Annotated in this window: 12 protein-coding genes and 1 tRNA gene; 9 read left to right on the plus strand and 4 right to left on the minus strand. The window is 69.6% G+C overall.

Annotated elements, in window-relative coordinates; all coding sequences use genetic code 11:
• Nucleotides 1-1,156: 1,156 nt before the first annotated feature.
• The 3 genes from ABEA39_RS15760 to ABEA39_RS15770 all read right to left on the minus strand — a co-directional run bounded on the left by ABEA39_RS15760 (nt 1,157) and on the right by ABEA39_RS15770 (nt 3,769).
• Nucleotides 1,157-2,482, minus strand: coding sequence for an NAD(P)/FAD-dependent oxidoreductase (locus ABEA39_RS15760; RefSeq protein ID WP_345376911.1), 1,326 nt, complete (start codon nt 2,480-2,482; stop codon nt 1,157-1,159).
• Nucleotides 2,483-2,508: 26 nt separating this feature from the next.
• Nucleotides 2,509-3,486, minus strand: coding sequence for an aldo/keto reductase (locus ABEA39_RS15765; RefSeq protein WP_345376912.1), 978 nt, complete (start codon nt 3,484-3,486; stop codon nt 2,509-2,511).
• 199 nt (nt 3,487-3,685) lie between these two features.
• Nucleotides 3,686-3,769, minus strand: a tRNA-Leu gene (locus ABEA39_RS15770).
• Between the two features lie 113 nt (nt 3,770-3,882).
• Between ABEA39_RS15770 and ABEA39_RS15775 the strand changes: the two genes are divergently transcribed.
• From ABEA39_RS15775 to mshC, 3 genes are all read left to right on the plus strand, one after another.
• A complete protein-coding gene (locus tag ABEA39_RS15775) occupies nt 3,883-5,190 on the plus strand; it encodes a M20/M25/M40 family metallo-hydrolase (protein WP_345376913.1) in 1,308 nt (435 codons plus the stop codon).
• A gap of 68 nt (nt 5,191-5,258) precedes the next feature.
• On the plus strand, nt 5,259-6,101 hold the full coding sequence (locus tag ABEA39_RS15780) for an undecaprenyl-diphosphate phosphatase (RefSeq protein ID WP_345376914.1): 843 nt from the start codon (nt 5,259-5,261) through the stop codon (nt 6,099-6,101).
• Nucleotides 6,101-7,360 (plus strand): cysteine--1-D-myo-inosityl 2-amino-2-deoxy-alpha-D-glucopyranoside ligase, encoded by a 1,260-nt coding sequence (gene mshC, locus ABEA39_RS15785; RefSeq protein ID WP_345376915.1) that lies wholly within the window; start codon nt 6,101-6,103, stop codon nt 7,358-7,360. The genes ABEA39_RS15780 and mshC overlap by 1 nt, the downstream gene beginning before the upstream one ends.
• Before the next feature lie 31 nt (nt 7,361-7,391).
• Here the strand turns inward: mshC and ABEA39_RS15790 are convergent, their stop codons facing one another.
• Nucleotides 7,392-8,312, minus strand: a complete 921-nt coding sequence (locus ABEA39_RS15790) for a proteasome assembly chaperone family protein (RefSeq protein ID WP_345376916.1) — start codon at nt 8,310-8,312, stop codon at nt 7,392-7,394.
• 125 nt (nt 8,313-8,437) lie between these two features.
• Between ABEA39_RS15790 and ABEA39_RS15795 the strand changes: the two genes are divergently transcribed.
• From ABEA39_RS15795 to ABEA39_RS15820, 6 genes are all read left to right on the plus strand, one after another.
• The gene (locus ABEA39_RS15795) at nt 8,438-9,193 is read left to right on the plus strand and encodes an HAD family hydrolase (protein ID WP_345376917.1); all 756 of its coding nucleotides are present in this window, start codon (nt 8,438-8,440) and stop codon (nt 9,191-9,193) included.
• On the plus strand, nt 9,190-10,233 hold the full coding sequence (locus tag ABEA39_RS15800; protein ID WP_345376918.1) for a tRNA (adenine-N1)-methyltransferase: 1,044 nt from the start codon (nt 9,190-9,192) through the stop codon (nt 10,231-10,233). The genes ABEA39_RS15795 and ABEA39_RS15800 overlap by 4 nt, the downstream gene beginning before the upstream one ends.
• A 10-nt stretch (nt 10,234-10,243) precedes the next feature.
• The gene (locus tag ABEA39_RS15805; protein WP_345377180.1) at nt 10,244-11,209 is read left to right on the plus strand and encodes an FKBP-type peptidyl-prolyl cis-trans isomerase; all 966 of its coding nucleotides are present in this window, start codon (nt 10,244-10,246) and stop codon (nt 11,207-11,209) included.
• Between the two features lie 67 nt (nt 11,210-11,276).
• Entirely contained in the window at nt 11,277-12,200 is a 924-nt protein-coding gene (locus ABEA39_RS15810; RefSeq protein WP_345376919.1) for an FKBP-type peptidyl-prolyl cis-trans isomerase, read from the plus strand.
• Nucleotides 12,201-12,215: 15 nt separating this feature from the next.
• On the plus strand, nt 12,216-13,226 hold the full coding sequence (locus ABEA39_RS15815; RefSeq protein WP_345376920.1) for a helix-turn-helix transcriptional regulator: 1,011 nt from the start codon (nt 12,216-12,218) through the stop codon (nt 13,224-13,226).
• Between the two features lie 2 nt (nt 13,227-13,228).
• On the plus strand, nt 13,229-14,203 hold the full coding sequence (locus tag ABEA39_RS15820; protein WP_345376921.1) for a helix-turn-helix transcriptional regulator: 975 nt from the start codon (nt 13,229-13,231) through the stop codon (nt 14,201-14,203).
• Nucleotides 14,204-14,231: the final 28 nt, after the last annotated feature.

The raw sequence follows: 14,231 nt of genomic DNA on the forward strand, positions 1-14,231 counted from the left end.
CCCTCGGCGAGACCCGACACGCCGAGGACCACACGCGAAGCCGACTCGAGAGCCGAAGTCGCGTGCGCCGGAGGGACGAGGCCTACCCGAGGCCGGATCCCCCCAGGCTGGGACGAGCCTCGCGGCCCGGAAGGGAGGGGCGGGGGCGAACCCGCAGCGTCGCCCACCCGAGCCCCGGAATCCGATCGAGCCGCGTGATCGCGCCGCATCGGCGCTCGGCACCCCTCCCGGCGGGCTGCGCCGGGGGAGGGGACGAGTCCGGTCATGCCGTCACAACCGATTCGGGTCGGCTGTGACGGAGCGACGGAGCGAAGGCTCTGATCAGGGTGGGCATGGATCTCGGGATCGGGTAGGCGACACTGATGCCCCACGAGGCCAGGGCGGCCGACGTGGAACGGGGCGAGGAGTACGGGCCGGACGAGTCCGGACACGCACCCCCCGGTGACGACAGCAGAGACGGTCGGGAACGGGGAAGTCGTCGGGTACGGCCTCCCCGAGATCGTCTCGATGTCGACGTTCGGGTGGTTTCGGGTTGTGCAGTTGTTCCTGATCCGATGGTGCCGTCCGTCGGTCCGACCTCCGGGTTCGTCGCTTTTCGGGGGCGACGAGCCCGAGGGTGGAGGATCCGGCGGTGAACCCCTTTCGAGGGGGTTCGTCTAGGACGCTACGGGATGGCCGGTGACCCCCACTGTCCCCACTTCGGGGGTCCTGATGCCCCCCGCTCGGGGCACGCCGGAACGGGTGAGGACCACCCGTCGCGGGTGAGTCGCCTCCGGGGCTGCCACCCGTCGCCTCTCGCCCGAAACGACGCGTCGCTGTTCGACGACGTCGGCCGCTGCCCTCGAGGGCCGCCGATCCCCGAAGTGCCGGGGATCTCGCGCCCCAGGAAGGTTGCCCGGTCGGCACGCTGGCCGACGACCGTCGCCGTGTGGAGCCCCGGAATACCCGAGCCTGTCCCCGCGAAGGCCCGCAACGGGCGTACCCCTCACCCGTTCGGTCAGGACAACGGGTGATTTCTGTACCCCGATCAATCACCCGTTCCCTTCGTGACGAAACAGCCGCGAAACGCGTCGGGGGATGCCCCGCCGACACACACAGGAAACCCCCGCGAAACGATCCATGCAGATCGCGTCGCGGGGGTCTCGAGAGGCGGGTGCTACTTCTTGACGCCGCCGGCCAGGGCGATGAATCCGGCACGGGGATCCGTCGCGTTCTCGATGACGGTCTCGTCGCGACCGCCCACGAAGTTCGTAATCCAGCCGGTGAGGATGCGCCACTTGCGCGTGTAGGTCGGCATGGCGAGCAGGTGGTAGCCCCGGTGAGCGAGCCACGCGAAGAGGTTCTTCAGGTGGATGCCCTTGATGAGCGCCGCGCCCTTGCCGATGCCGTAGCTGGCGACGGTTCCGACGGACTCGTGGCGGTACTCCTGAAGGGGTTCGCCGGCCATCGAGGCGAGGATGTTGTCGGCGAGGGTCACCGCCTGACGCACGGCGTTCTGGGCGTTCGGCGGGTAGTAGGCCGGCTGCTTCGCAGCGGTCAGGTCGGGGACCTGAGCGTTGTCGCCGAGGGCCCAGACGCCGTCGACGCGCTTGCCGTCTTCGGTCACGACCTCGAGCTTGGCGTTGGCGTTGACGTGGCCCTTCGGACCGCGCGGGAGGTCGGTCTTGTCGAGGACCGGGTTGGGCTTGACGCCGGCCGTCCAGACGATGATGCCGGCGGGGATGGTCTCGCCGTCGCTGAGGACGGCGTCGCTGTTCTCGCAGGAGGGCATCGTCGTCTTGAGGCGGATGTCGATTCCGCGGGCACGGAGGGCGCCGAGGGTCCACTTGGACAGCTCGGGGCCGACCTCGGGGGCGACGCGGTCGAGCGCCTCGACGAGGACGAAGCGGAGTTCGTGGCGCGACAGGACGGGGTACTGGTCGACGGCGGCGTTGGCCGCGTCGTTCAGCTCTCCGAGAGCCTCGACGCCGGTGTAGCCGCCGCCGACGAACAGGATCGTGAGGAGCTTGGCGCGCTCGGCCGGGTCGGTCGTCGCGGCGGCCTTCTCGATGTTGGACAGCACGCGCTGACGCACGTAGGAGGCCTCTTCGACGCTCTTGAACCCGACGGCGTTCTCGGCGAGGCCGGGGGTCGGGAAGGTGCGCGTGACGGCGCCGAGAGCCACGACCAGGTGGTCGTAGGCGACCTCGGTCGTCTTGCCGTCGACGAGGTCGACCGTGACCTTCTTGGCCTCGGTGTCCACGCCGGTGAAGGCGCCCTGGATGAACTTCGAGCGGCGCAGCGTCTTGCGCAGCGGGACGGTGACGTCCTTCGGGTCGATGTGACCGCCGACGACCTCGGGGAGGAAGGGCTGGTACGTCATGTACGGGCTCGGGTCGATGACGGTGATGCTCGCACTCTGCGGAGGCCGCTTCTTTTGAAGAGCCAAGGCGGTGTGGAGACCCGCCGAACCACCACCCAGAATAACGATTCGTGTTGTCATGACAAGAACGCTACTCCCAAAATCGGCTAGAACCCTTCCACGGCCCGCGCGACGTAGGGTGCCTCGAGAGTCGAGGTTTCTTCCGGCGTCAGAACGACGTCGAGGGAGGCGATCGCGTCCTGCAGATGGAGCGGCTTCGTGGCGCCGACGATGGGCGAGGTGACGGCTTCCTGCTGGCGCACCCAGGCGAGGGCCACCTGCGCCCGGGAGACGCCCCGGGCATCCGCTATCGCTCGGACGGCTTCGGAGATGCGCCGGTCGCCGTCCTCCTGCTGCTTGTAGAGCGTCTTGCCGAATTCGTCGGTCTCGCTGCGGGCCGTGGTGTCGTCCCAGTCGCGCGTGAGCTTGCCGCGGGCGAGGGGGCTCCAGGGGAGGACCCCGACGCCCTGGTCGAGACAGAACGGGTGCATCTCCCGCTCCTCCTCGCGGTTGATCAGGTTGTACTGGTCCTGCATCGACACGAACCGGGTCCAGCCGCCGAGGTCAGCGGTGTACTGCGCCTGGGCGAACTGCCACGCGTACATGCTCGAGGCGCCGATGTAGCGGGCCTTGCCGGCCTTCACCACGTCGTGAAGGGCCTCCATGGTCTCTTCGATCGGCGTCTCGGGATCCCACCGGTGGATCTGGTAGAGGTCGACGTAGTCGGTGCCGAGGCGGCGGAGCGAGTTGTCGATCTCGGTCATGATCGCCAGGCGGGAGAGACCCGCCCCGTAGGGGCCGGGCCGCATCCGGTTGAAGACCTTGGTGGCGATGACGACCTCGTCGCGCTTCGCGAAATCGGCGAGCGCGCGCCCCGTGATCTCCTCGCTCGAGCCGTTGCTGTAGGCGTTGGCGGTGTCGAAGGTCGTGATGCCGGCCTCGAGGGCCTGCTTGATGAACGGGCGGCTCTCCTCCTCGGGGAGGCTCCACTCGTGGTTGCCCCGGGCGGGGTCGCCGTAGCTCATCATGCCGAGGGTGATGGAGGAGATCTTGAGTCCGGAGGTGCCGAGGCGTACGTAGTCCATCCCCGCACCCTACGCGCGGCCCCCCGCCCTGCCCGGAGGGCCCCAGCGGAGCGACGCAGCCCCCTGCCCGGAGGGCCCAGCGGAGCGACGCGGCCTCGCCCGCAGGGCCCCAGCGGAGCGACGCGGCCCGGTAGGGCCGCAATGGGCTCAACACGAAGAAAGGCCCTGCCCAGTGGAGGGCAAGGCCTTTCTGTCTTCGTGTCCGAAGGGGGACTTGAACCCCCACGCCCGTTAGGGCACTAGCACCTCAAGCTAGCGCGTCTGCCATTTCCGCCACCCGGACAGGTGTTGTTGCTGTGTAACCGTGGTGCTTTTCGTTGCAGCGTTTTCCGCCTCAGAGAGATTAGCACGATCCTCGGGGCCGTTCGGACCACGCCTGGCCGGTAGCGTGGAGGCATGACTTCCGACGAGACCACTCTCGACGCAACTGCCGAGATCGCGCGCGACCTGATCCGCTTCGACACCACCAATTACGGCGGCGGCAAGTCCAACGGCGAGACGGATGCGGCGGAGTACGTCGTCGCGAAGCTCGAGGCGATGGGGCTCTCCCCGCAGGTCTTCGACTCGGAGCCCGGGCGCACCAGTGTCGTGGCGCGGGTCGAGGGGCGCGACTCGTCGAAGCCGGGCCTGGTCGTCCACGGCCACCTCGACGTCGTCCCGGCCGATCCCGCCAACTGGACGGTCGATCCGTTCGGCGGCGTCGTGAAAGACGGCATGCTCTGGGGCCGCGGCGCGGTCGACATGAAGAACATGGACGCCATGATGCTGACGGCCGTCGGCGATCTCCTCGCCTTGGGCGAGCGCCCGGCCCGCGATCTCGTCCTCGGCTTCCTGGCCGACGAGGAGGCCGGGGGAGTCCTGGGCTCCCACTTCCTGGTGAAAAACCACCCGGAGCTGTTCGACGGCATGGGAGAGGCCATCAGCGAGGTCGGCGGGTACTCGACCTTCATCGACGGCAAGCGCGCCTACCTGCTGCAGACGGGCGAGAAGGCGTTGATCTGGATCAAGCTCATCGCGCGGGGCACCGCCGGCCACGGTTCGCAGATGATCTCGGCGAACGCGGTCACCCGCCTGGCCGAGGCCGTCGCCGCCATCGGTCGTCAGGAGTGGCCGGTCGCCCTCACTCAGACGACCACCGAGCTGCTCTCCGAGGTGGCTCGCATCCTCGGCGTCGACCCGGAGCGGACCTCGCCCGACGAACTCGTCCTGCACACCGGCACCGCGTCGGGCTTCATCAAGGGCAGCCTGCGCGTCACGACGAACCCGACGGTCCTCACCGCGGGCTACAAGCACAACGTGATCCCCGACACCGCCGAGGCGCTCGTCGACATCCGCTGCATGCCCGGTGAAGAGGAGACCGTGCTGGCCCAGGTGCAGGAGCTGATCGGCGACGACATCGAGATCGTCACGCTGCACACCGACATCGGCCTCGAGACCGAGTTCGGCGGCCCGCTCGTCGACTCGATCGTCGCGACGCTCGACCGCCACGACCCCGGCGCGCCCGTCCTCCCTTACCTCCTGTCGGGCGGCACCGACAACAAGGCCCTGAGCCTCCTCGGCATCAAGGGGTACGGTTTCGCACCCCTCCGCCTGCCCGAAGAGATGGACTTCCCGGCGATGTTCCACGGCGTCGACGAACGCGTGCCGTTGGAGGCACTAACCTTTGGCAGTCGCGTGCTCCGCGACCTGCTGACGAACTACTGACCCCCTCGACCCGGTGACGCGACTCCACCGACCGACACCGTCGACCTACTGAGAGGTCCCGCCGCCACGTGGAACACTTCCTCCAAGCCCTCCTGCTCGGCCTGGTCCAGGGCCTGACGGAGTTCTTGCCGATCTCCTCGAGCGCGCACATCCGCCTCGTCGCCCTGTTCTTCCCGCACACGGCCGGCAAGGAGTTCGACCCCGGCGCCGCGTTCACCGCGATCATCCAGCTCGGCACCGAGCTGGCCGTCCTGATCTACTTCTGGGGCGACGTCAAGCGGATCGTGGGGCGGTTCTTCCTCGGCCTCTTCGGTCGGATCCCACGCAGCGACGTGGACTACCGCATGGGCTGGCTGGTGATCATCGGCACGTTCCCGATCATCATCGTCGGCGTCCTCACCCAAGACCTCATCGCGACCGACTTCCGTTCGCTGTGGCTTCTGGCCACGGTGTTCATCGTCTTCGGCGTGGTGCTCGGCGCGGCCGACATCTACGGCCGCAAGGTGCAGAGCTTCGAGAAGATGACCTGGAAGCACGGCATCGCGATCGGCATCGCCCAGGTCCTCGCCCTCATCCCCGGCGTCTCTCGCTCCGGTGCGACGACGTCCGCGGGTCTGGCTCTGGGGTACACCCGCCCGGCGGCGGCACGGTTCTCGTTCCTTCTGGCGATCCCGGCGGTCTTCGGTTCCGGCCTGTTCGAGGCGTACCAGTCGATCCACTCGCACGCGCACAACCCCTACAACACGGTCGACACCCTCGCGGCGACCGTCGTCGCCTTCGTCGTCGGCTTCGTCGTGATCGCGTTCTTCATGAACTACATCTCGAAGCGCAGCTTCATGCCCTTCGTCGTCTACCGCATCGTCCTCGGCATCGTCCTGTTCGTCCTCCTGGGCGTCGGGGTGATCGGCTGATGGAGTCCTGGCCGACCCCGACCGTCCCCGTCCTGCCCGGTGCGGGGAGCATCCCCCTGCTGTACGACACGGCCACGGGCGAGAAGCGGGCCACCGACGTCAGCCGCGGCGGTCAGCTCTACGTGTGCGGCATCACGCCGTACGACGCCACCCACCTGGGGCACGCCTCGACCTATCTGGCGTTCGACACGCTCGGCCGGGTCTGGCGAGACGCCGGGGTCGAGGTCACCTACGCCCAGAACACCACCGATGTGGACGACCCTCTGCTCGAGCGCGCCGCCGCCACCGACGTCGACTGGCGCGAGCTCGCGGCCTCCCAGACCGATCTGTTCCGCTCGGACATGACGCACCTCGCGATCATCCCGCCCGACCACTACGTCGCCGTGACCGACGTGGTCGGCGACATCGCCGACGCGGTGGCCCGCCTCCTCGACACGGGCTTCGCCTACCGGGTGGCGACCCCCGACTCCGACGCGGGCGACGACGTCTACTTCGACGTGGCAGCCGCAACGGCTTCGACGACCTGGCACCTCGGCATCGAGAGCCGTCTGGACGACGAGACCATGATGCGGTTCTTCAGCGAGCGGGGCGGCGACCCCGACCGCGAGGGCAAGCGCGACCCGCTCGACCCCCTGCTCTGGCGCTCGGCGCGCGACGGCGAGCCGTCGTGGGAGTCCGCCGTCGGCGACGGCCGCCCGGGCTGGCACATCGAGTGCACGGTCATCGCGCTCCAGCACCTCTCCCTGCCGATCTCCGTCAACGGCGGCGGCAGCGACCTCGTCTTCCCCCACCACGAGATGAGCGCGGGCCACGGCACGGCACTCACCGGCGATCCGTTCGCCACCCACTACGCCCACGCCGGCATGGTCGCGTACCAGGGCGAGAAGATGTCGAAGTCGCTCGGCAACCTCGTCAAGGTGAGCGAACTCGTCCATGAGGGCGTGGATCCCCGGGCCATCCGCCTCGCCCTGCTCGGGCACCACTACCGGAGCGACTGGGAGTGGTTCGACGACGACGTGATGACGGCGATCGCCCGGCTCACGCACTGGATCGAGTGGGCGACGACCGAGACGACCTCGGCCGAGGAACAGGCCGAGCCGAGCGCGTTGCTCGTCGAGCTCCGCGAAGCACTGGCCGACGACCTCGACACACCCGCCGCCGTGGCCGCCGTCGAGCGTTTCGTGGCCGCCGAGCAGACGCCGACCTCGATCGACGTCGACGCGGTGCAGACCCTCCTGGGCATCGACCTCCGGGCCTGAGAGCCAGACGGGGCCGTCTCAGGCCGGCGGCTCACGGAGCCGGCGGTCGCCACGGGTCGTCGCCCGACTTGCCGTCGCGCTTGCGCAGGTACCGCTCGAACTCCTGAGCGATGGCCTCGCCGCTCGCCTCGGGGGAGTCGACCGTGTCGCGCGCCTGTTCGAGCTGCTCGATGTAGCCCGCCATGTCTTCGTCCTCCGAGGCGAGGGCGTCGATCCCCGACTCCCACGCGGCGGCCTCGTCGACGAGCTCGGCACGAGGAACGGCGACGCCGGTGATCTCCTCGAGCTTGTCGAGCAGGGCGAGGCTGGCCTTGGGGGAGGGCGCGTTGTGCACGTAGTGCGGAACACTCGCCCAGATCGAGAGAGTGGGGATGCCCGCTGCCTCGAGCGCCGCGGACAGCACCGAGAGGATGCCGACCGGCCCCTCGTAGGTCGAGCGCTCGACGGTGAACTCGAGGCGGACGCCGGGGTTCTCGCTGCCGATGAAGATCGAGATCGGGCGCGTGTGCGGCACGTCGGCGAGCATCGCGCCGAGGAAGACGACGCCGGCGACATCGTGGACGTCGGCGAGATCGACGATCTCGGCAGCGAAGCCGCGCCAGCTCCGGGAGGGTTCGGCCCCGAGGAGGACGAGCAGGCCTCCGTCGGCCGGGCCGTCGGAGGTCGGGATCGAGCCGTCGGCGTCGGCGACGGGGGAGGACACGGCGGGGGTGCCGTGCAGCACGATGCGGGGCCACTCGAGGATCGAGTTGCCCTCGTCGTCGTGCGCGGCCTGCGGCCGGTTGAACTGGAAGTCGATGTACGCCTCGCCGTCGAGCTCGGCGAGCTCGTCCATGTCGAGGCTCTCCACGAGCGCCCGCGCGACGCCGGAAGCGGCCTCGCCGGCGTCGTTCCAGCCCTCGAAGGCGACGACGAGCAGGCGCCCCTCGGCGAATCCAGACGGTGTCGACACGTATATCCTCACTGCGCGGACCCGGCTTACGGCCTCGCGCTGACCCTCCACGATAGACCGTGCGCTCCTCGCCGTCGTGCGCGCGCCGTCCGGCCGTCCGCCGCACGCCGTTAGACTCGTCCGTCGTGACCGATTCAGAAGCCGCCGACCGCACAGCCGACGACGCCCGAGGCCTCGGGCCCCTTCCGGCCGCGGTCCTGTGGGACATGGACGGCACGCTCGTCGACACCGAGCCCTACTGGCAGCAGTCGCAGATCGAGCTCGTCGCCGAGTTCGGAGGCACCTGGAGCCGCGAAGACGGCGACAGCCTCATCGGCTCGGGCCTCTGGCACTCCGCGAAGGTGTTGCAGGATCATGGCGTCGATCTGCCCCCGGCCGAGATCATCGACCGGATGACGGCCGACGTGATGAAGCACATCAAGGGCGACATGCCCTGGCGTCCCGGCGCCCACGATCTGCTCCAGCAGTTGAAGGAGGCGGGCGTGCCCGTCGCCCTCGTCACCATGTCGTTCCGCAAGATGGCCGAGTTCATCGTCGACGCCATCGACCTCCCCGGCTTCTCCGGCCCGGTCTTCGACGCCATCGTCTCCGGCGACGAGGTCGAGCACGCCAAGCCCCACCCCGAGCCCTACCTCACCGGGGCCGATCTCCTCGGCGTCCCGATCGAGCGGTGCATCGCGATCGAGGACAGCCCCACCGGCCTGGCCTCCGCCGTGGCGTCCGGGGCCGTGGCAGTGGGGGTCGAGCACCATGCCCCCCTCGACGGCGAGGGCGGGTACCAGCAGCGGGACACCCTGGCCGGAGTCACCCTCGACGATCTGCGGGGCATCCTGCGCACGGGGTCGTCGCTGGCGACCGCCGCCACCGGAGACTCCGAATGAGCGCGGTGCGGCGGCAGTCCGGCCCGTTCCTGCTGGGCGACAAGGTGCAGCTGACGGGCCCCAAGGGCAGGATGCACACCATCACGCTCACCGAGGGCGCGATCTTCCACACGCACCGCGGCATGATCGCGCACGACGACGTCGTGGGCATGCCCGACGGCTCCGTCCTGATCTCCACCACCGGCGACGAGTACCTCGCCCTGCGGCCGCTGCTCGCCGACTTCGTCATGTCGATGCCCCGCGGCGCCGCCATCGTCTACCCCAAAGACGCGGCCATGATCGTGACCTTCGCCGACGTCTTCCCCGGCGCGACCGTCGTCGAGGCCGGCGTCGGATCCGGCGCCCTCTCGCTCTCCCTGCTCCGCGCCGTCGGGCCGGAGGGGCGCCTCGCCTCGTTCGAGCGCCGCGACGAGTTCGCCGCCGTCGCCCGCGGCAACGTCACGAGCTTCCTCGGCTCCGAGCCGGAGAACTGGTCGGTCACGGTCGGCGACCTCGTCGAGTCCCTGCCCGCCGTCGTGGCCGACGGCGAGGCCGACCGCGTCGTGCTCGACATGCTCGCCCCGTGGGAGTGCGTCGACGCCACCGCCACCGTGCTCAAGCCGGGCGGGCTGGTCGTCTGCTACGTCGCCACGGTCACGCAGCTCTCGCGCACCGCCGAGGCGATCCGCGACTCCGGGCTCTTCACCGAGCCCGACTCGTCCGAGACCCTCGTCCGCACCTGGCACGTCGAGGGCCTCGCGGTCCGACCCGACCACCGCATGATCGCGCACACCGGCTTCCTCCTCACCGCACGCCGCCTCGCTCCCGGGGTCGTCCTGCCCCAGCTCAAGCGCCGCGCCTCGAAGTCCGACTACAGCGAGGAAGACGTCGAACTCTGGACCCCGGGCGCCCTCGGCGAGCGATCCGCCAGCGACAAGAAGCTTCGAAAGACGGCCCGGCAGGCGCAGGATGCAGCAGCCAAGGCCGTCGCCGGAGAGACCCTCTCCCGTTCCCCTCTCGAGCCCGCTCCGGGCGACCCGACCACCGACGGAGGCAACTGACGTGCCCACCATGAAGTTCACCAAAGCCCTCGCCGCCGCCGCGGCCGTCGGAGTCGTCGTGAGCCTCGCTCTCGCGGGCTGCTCCTCGTCGTCGACGACCTCGAGCGAGTCCTGCTCCGGCGGCACGGCCTCCGGCAGCGTCTCCGACTCGATCAAGGCCACCGGCGACTTCGGCAAGGCCCCGACCGTCAAATTCGACAAGGGCCTGTCGACCAAGACCACCCAGAAGTCGACCCTGATCCAGGGCAAGGGCGCGCTCGTCGAGAAGGGCGACCCGGTGATCTTCCAGGTCTCGCTCTACGACGGCAAGACCGGAGCCAAGGCGACGGCCACCGACTACACCTCGAGCGGCACCTACCTCGTGGCCGGCCCGGCGACGAGCCTCGGCGCCCTCAGCGAGGGCCTCACCTGCTCGCACGTCGGCGACCGCATCGCCATCGCCGGCAGCGCGAAGGACTCCACCGACGGCCAGGGCATCTCCACCTACAAGATCGGCGCGACCGACTCGGTCGTCTTCGTCGCGGACATCCTCAAGGCTTTCCCGAGCCGCGCCACCGGCACCGCCGAGAAGCCCGTCGCCGGACAGTCGACGGTGAAGCTCGCGAAGGACGGCGCCCCCACCATCACGGTTCCGACGACCCCGGCGCCCACGACCCTCCAGTCGACCACGCTCATCAAGGGCAAGGGCGCGGCCATCAAGGCCGGCGACTCGCTGATGATGCAGTACACCGGCGTCACCTACGCCGACGGCAAGGTCTTCGACTCCTCCTGGACCAAGGGGCAGCCGTTCGTCGGCAGCCTCACCAAGGGGCAGCTCATCGACGGCTGGGTCGACGGCCTCGCCGGCAAGACGGTCGGCAGCCAGGTGCTCTTGACGATCCCGCCGGCCGAGGGCTACGGCGACCAGGCCCAGACGGGCATCCCCGCCGGCTCCACGCTGGTGTTCGTGATCGACGTCCTCGGCAAGGTCGGCTGAACCGGTCGCGTTCCGTTCACCCGCTAGGCTGACCAGGCTGAAACTGCTTGATGAAAGAAGAGGATTCGTGCGCAAGATCTCCGCGCTGATCGTTGTGGCCGGCCTTCTGGCGTCGCTCACCGCTTGCTCCACCGCCTCGGCCCCCGGCTCCGCCGGCTGCACGACTCCGGCTTCGGGCAACGCCTCCTCGGTCGTCACTGCGACCGGCAAGTTCGGCTCCGCGCCGAAGGTGAAGCTGCCGTCGCCGATCGTCACCAGCCACACCGAGGTGTCCACGCTGATCCAGGGCCACGGCCAGATCCTGACCGACGGCACCCCGGCGCTTATCAAGCTGGCCCTCTACTCGGGCACGACGGGCAAGCTGCTGCAGTCGAGCTATAAGACTCCCTCGGCTCCCCTCACGGTGGGTTCCACCAGCACCACGACGGCCAAGGCCCTGACCGACGCACTCCGGTGCTCGACCGTCGGCTCGAGGCTCGCCATCGCCATCCGCGAGAGCGACGCCAGTGCGACGACCGGCGACACCGGCGACAAATCTGAGCCGGCGTACGTGGCCGTCGTCGACGTCGTCAAGGCGTTCCTGCCCAAGGCCAACGGTTCGCTCCGCTTCGGCGTCAACAACATGCCCGCCGTCGTGACGGCCGCCAACGGCGCCCCCGGCATCTCGCTGCCGAATGTCGACGCCCCGAAGACCGAGAAGGTCCAGGTGGTCCGCGAAGGCGCGGGCCGGAAGATCACGGCGAAAGACACGGTCGTCCTGCAGTTCACTCAGATCGACTGGGCCCCGAGCCCCACGGTCGTGCAGTCCACCTGGACGAAGGGCGGCGCCGCCGAAGCGGTAGAGATCTCGAAGGTCTCCGACCCGGTCAAGAAGGCGCTCGTCGGCCAGACGGTCGGCTCTCAGGTCATGGCCGTCATCCCCGGAACGGATCAGACGACCGGAGCACCCACGACCTACGTCTTCGTCTTCGACCTCCTGGGCACGCTCTAGCCCGAGGTCGTGTCCATGCCCGCAGCCCGAACCCCGCGCATCCCCGTCGAAGAGCGTCTCTTCAGCCTGGTCCTCGCGCTGCTCGCGACCGAGACCGGCCTCACGAAGACCGAGATCCTCTCGACGGTGCAGGGCTATCGGCAGCGCTGGTCGGCGGGCGACAACGCCGCCCTCGAGCGCCAGTTCGAGCGCGACAAAGACGACATCCGCGAGCTCGGCGTGCCGCTCGAGACGCTCGAGGAGCCCGGGTCGAGCGGGAACAACCAGAACCTCCGCTACCGGATCCCGCGCGGAGCCTACGAGTTGCCCGACGACATCACGTTCTCCTCCGAGGAGACCGCGCTGCTGACGCTCGCCGCCATGGTCTGGCAGGAGGGCTCGGTGTCGGGGGAGTCCCGACGCGCCCTCCTGAAGCTGCGCAGTCTCGGCGGAGCGACCGGAGTGCCCGAGCTGGCCTACGCCCCGCGCATCCGCTCGCGCGACACCGCTTTCGACCCGCTGCGCACGGCCCTCGACCGGTCCGTGGTCGTCCGCTTCCCGTACCTCAAGCCCGGCGAGGCTTCCGCGCGCGAGCGGCGGGTGGCGCCCTACGCGCTGGTCCAGTTCCAGGGCCGGTGGATGTGCTCCGCGATCGAGCAGGAGTCCGGCGGTCGTCGCACCTTCCTCCTCTCGCGCATCACGGGGCCGGTGGTCGTGACGAACGAGGTGGTCGATCGTCCGACGGACGCCAACGCGGAGACCTCCCTCGCCGACCTCGAAGCGCTGTGGGATGCCCAGACCGCCCTCGTGCGGGTCGATCCGGCCTCCGACGCCGAGACCCGACTGGCCAAGCGCCGCGGCACGACCCGGCTCGACGACCACCGCCTCGTCGTGCACTTCTCCGACCGACACCTCCTGGCCGACGAGCTGGCGTCGTACGGACCCGAAGCCTTCGTGGAGTCTCCGGCCGACGTTCAGGGGCTGGTCCGAGAGCGTCTCGCCCTCCTGGTCGCCGACCACGTGCATCCCACCCTCGGGGGTGTCTGACCGTGGCCGACCGCGTCCCCGCGCAGCACGCGACCGACAAGCTCGCCTTCCTGCTCTCGCTGGTGCCGTACCTGATGGACAGGGGGAGCGTCAGCGTCGCCGAGGCCGCCACCCACTTCGGCGTGCCGGTCGCGCAGATCCGCCGCGCCGTCGAGCTGATCGCCGTCTCGGGGATCCCCGGCGAGACGAACCAGTACCAGCACGGCGACCTCTTCGACATCGCCTGGGACGACTTCGAGCAGAACGACGTCATCGTGTTGACCAACCTCGTCGCCATCGACGACTCGCCGCGGTTCTCGGCGCGCGAGGCCGCGGCCCTGATCGCCGGGCTGCAGTACCTCTCCTCACTGCCGGAGAACGCCGACCGGCAGGCCATCGCCACGCTGATGTCGAAGCTGTCGCGGGGCGCCTCGGCTGAACCCACCCAGGTGGCGGTCGAGAACACCGAGACCAGCGAAGTGCTCGGCCTGATCCGCGCCGCCGTCGACGAAGGGGTCCAGGTCGAGTTCGACTACTCCGGTGTGCGCGGGCAGTCCGAACGCCGCCGGGTGGACCCGCTCCGGGTCGAGTCGGTCGACGCGGACTGGTACCTGCGCGGCTACGACCACCTGCGCGAGGCCCTGCGCACCTTCCGGCTGGACCGGATGAGCAACACACGAGTCAGCGACCAGCCGATCTCGTTCCGCGCGGCCGACGTCACCCTGCCCGAGACCCTGTTCGAGGGCTCGCCCGACGACGTCGTCGTCACCGTCGAGATCGACACCGAGGCCTCGACGATGCTCGCCGACTACGCCCCCGACGAGATCGAGCGCACCGCCGACGGGCGGTGCCGGATGCGCCTCCGGGTCTCGCAGTTCGGCTCGCTGGCACGCCTCGTGGCCGGCCTTCCGGGGCGCGCCGTGGTGCTCGAACCGGAGTCCGCCCGGGCCGCCGTGGCCGAGTGGGCGGCCCGAGCCGCGGCCCGCTACGACATCTGATCGTCACGAGCGGCGCGTTACACTGGCA

The sequence above is a fragment of the Frondihabitans cladoniiphilus genome (assembly GCF_039544345.1).
Lineage (GTDB): Bacteria > Actinomycetota > Actinomycetes > Actinomycetales > Microbacteriaceae > Frondihabitans > Frondihabitans cladoniiphilus.

What these genes read in the sequence shown, in the direction of transcription:
- ABEA39_RS15760 (WP_345376911.1), bottom strand. Translation starts at nt 2,482, where the DNA reads ATGACAACACGAATCGTTATTCTGGGTGGTGGTTCGGCGGGTCTCCAC.
- ABEA39_RS15765 (WP_345376912.1), bottom strand. Translation starts at nt 3,486, where the DNA reads ATGGACTACGTACGCCTCGGCACCTCCGGACTCAAGATCTCCTCCATC.
- ABEA39_RS15775 (WP_345376913.1), top strand. Translation starts at nt 3,883, where the DNA reads ATGACTTCCGACGAGACCACTCTCGACGCAACTGCCGAGATCGCGCGC.
- mshC (WP_345376915.1), top strand. Translation starts at nt 6,101, where the DNA reads ATGGAGTCCTGGCCGACCCCGACCGTCCCCGTCCTGCCCGGTGCGGGG.
- ABEA39_RS15800 (WP_345376918.1), top strand. Translation starts at nt 9,190, where the DNA reads ATGAGCGCGGTGCGGCGGCAGTCCGGCCCGTTCCTGCTGGGCGACAAG.
- ABEA39_RS15805 (WP_345377180.1), top strand. Translation starts at nt 10,244, where the DNA reads ATGAAGTTCACCAAAGCCCTCGCCGCCGCCGCGGCCGTCGGAGTCGTC.
- ABEA39_RS15815 (WP_345376920.1), top strand. Translation starts at nt 12,216, where the DNA reads ATGCCCGCAGCCCGAACCCCGCGCATCCCCGTCGAAGAGCGTCTCTTC.